This is a genomic window from Roseicella frigidaeris (assembly GCF_003258945.1).
Taxonomy (GTDB): Bacteria; Pseudomonadota; Alphaproteobacteria; order Acetobacterales; family Acetobacteraceae; genus Paracraurococcus; species Paracraurococcus frigidaeris.
Genome location: NZ_QLIX01000074.1, coordinates 1 through 2221 on the forward strand (window position 1 = coordinate 1; position 2221 = coordinate 2221).

Sequence of the window (2221 nt, forward strand, 5' to 3'; positions counted from 1 at the left end):
TGTCAATGCTGAGGTGGGTTTTCTCAAAAGCGCTGGCTGAAAATTCCCCAGTTCTGCTGGTGGCTATGTCGCGGCGCTGAGATCGGCGGTTCGGAGCTTGGGTGGCCTGCCGCGCCGGCGTGGCGTCTCGGGCGAGGTTACCGGTCGGGCTGAGCTGGTGTCGGGCAACAGATCGGCATGGCGACGGAGGCGGTAGCTGGCGCCCTCGATGCGGACGACGATGGCGTGGTGGAGGAGTCGGTCGAGCAGAGCGGTGGCGACGACGGTGTCGCCGAACACCTCGCCCCATTCGGCAAAGCCGCGGTTGGAGGTCAGGATCATGGCGCCGCGCTCGTAGCGGGCGTTGACCAGTTGAAAGAACAGGTTCCCGCCGCCGGCGACGACGGGCAGGTAGCCGATCTCGTCGACGACAAGGAGTTGGGGTCGGCAGAGGAACCGGATCCTCTCCCTCAGGGTGCCCTCGCGCTCGGCCTTGGCCAGCGAGCCGATGAGCTCGGCAAGGGTGGTGAAGTAGACGCTGCGGCCGGCCTGAACGGCCTCGACGGCGAGGGCGATGGCGAGGTGGGTCTTGCCGCAGCCGGGCTGGCCGAGGAAGTGGACGACCTCGTGGCGGCTGATGAAGTCGAGCCCGGCCAGGGTGAGGATGCGGTTGCGGTCGAGGGATGGCTGGAACGCGAAGTCGAACCCGGCGAGGGTCTTGATCGTGAGCAGCCGGCCCATCTTGAGGGCTGCCTTGACCCTGCGGCCCTCGCGCAGGCTGAGCTCCTCGTCGAGCAGGCTGTCGATGGCCTCGAGGGCAGAGATCTCGCCGCGCTCGAGCTGGCGCAGCAGGTGCTCCAGCACCTCCAAGGCCCGCGGCATGCGGAGGCCGACCAGGTGGCGGCGGATGCGGTCGAGAGTGGCCGGGGCGGCGGTCATCGCGCGGGCTCCCCGGCGGCGAGCCTGCGGCCGACCGCCTCATAGATGGCCAGCGATCGGGGCGTCACGCCGGCAGACGGTCCTGGTGGCGCTGTGGCGCCATGCCGTGGCGTGGTGCTGTTGGAGGGCGGCGGCAGGCTGCGATGGCCCTCGGCGATGCGGCGCCGGCCACGACCCTCAAGCACGGGGTNGCCGCCGACCGAGACCATGCCCTCGTGGGAGATGCGTCGCTCGAGGCGGAGGACGGCATTGAACGGCCCGGCTGGCAGCGGCTTGAGGGACGTCTGCTCCTCGGCGAAGTGCTCGATGACGATGCGCCCGGTGGTGCCGTGCAGGCGGCGGTTGGCGACCTGGTCGAGCCATTGGGTGAACTGGGCGTTCAGGTCACCAAGGTTGCGAAAGGCCCTGGCCAGGAAGAAGTCCTCGCGGACGTAGCGGAACGGCCTCTCGACTTTGCCCTTGGTCTTGGCACGGTAGGGCCGGCAGGCCTTGGGTAGGTAGCCGTAATGGCCTGCCAGGGCGAGGAGCTTGTCGTTGTAGACGATGCCGCGTTCGTCGACCTCGCCGAGGACCGCGGTGCGCATCCGGTCGTAGAGGATCTGCTCAGGCACGCCGCCGAGCGCCTCGAAGGCGGCGACGTGGCAGCGCAGCACGGTGGCGAGGTCCTGCTGTGCGACGAAGCGGGCCCACATCATGCGGCTGTGGCCGAGCACCAGGGAGAACAGCCAGACGATGCGCTCGGCGCCGGGCTCGTCCTCGAAGCGGACCCGGAAGTGGGCGAAGTCGACCTGCGCCTGGCGTCCCGGCGGGGTTTCGAAGCGACGCTCGAAGGCGGGAGCAGCCGGCGGCCGGACGGTGCGCAGGAAGTCGGTCACGGTGGAGTAGCCGCCGTCGAAGCCGAGATCGCGGACCTCGCGCCACAGGCGACGGCCGGTCAGGTCAGGAAAGCGGCCAACGCGCTCGCGCAGGAAGGCCTCGAAGGGCGCCAGCGGCGACGGGGCTGGTGGCCGCGGCTTGTAGGCCGGCGGCTCCAGGCCGCGCGCGATGTAGGTGCGGATGGTCTTGCGGTCGTGGCCGGTGCGGCGGGCAATGGCCGAGACGGTCAGGCCCTGCCGGGCGAGATCCAGGATCATGACGAGCTCCCCAAGGGTGACCACCGGCTGCTCCCATGATGCCGCATGGCATCCTGGGGCATGGCCGGCGCCGCCCGGGCCCGGGGGCTCGCCCCCAGGCCCGGGCAGTGGCGCTGAACTGGGGAATTTTCAGCCAGCACTTCCGGGGAGCATTCATCCAGCCGCTACAG

At 69.9% G+C, this 2221-nt stretch carries 2 protein-coding genes; both read right to left on the minus strand.

Going from position 1 to position 2221, the window contains the following annotated elements; all coding sequences use genetic code 11:
• Positions 1–63 precede the first annotated feature (63 nt).
• Positions 64–918, minus strand: a complete 855-nt coding sequence (gene istB, locus DOO78_RS26770; RefSeq protein WP_111472930.1) for an IS21-like element helper ATPase IstB — start codon at positions 916–918, stop codon at positions 64–66.
• On the minus strand, positions 915–2075 hold the full coding sequence (gene istA, locus DOO78_RS26775) for an IS21 family transposase (protein WP_111472931.1): 1161 nt from the start codon (positions 2073–2075) through the stop codon (positions 915–917). The genes istB and istA overlap by 4 nt, the downstream gene beginning before the upstream one ends.
• Between the last annotated feature and the right edge of the window lie 146 nt (positions 2076–2221).

What these genes read in the sequence shown, in the direction of transcription:
- istB (WP_111472930.1), bottom strand. Translation starts at nt 918, where the DNA reads ATGACCGCCGCCCCGGCCACTCTCGACCGCATCCGCCGCCACCTGGTC.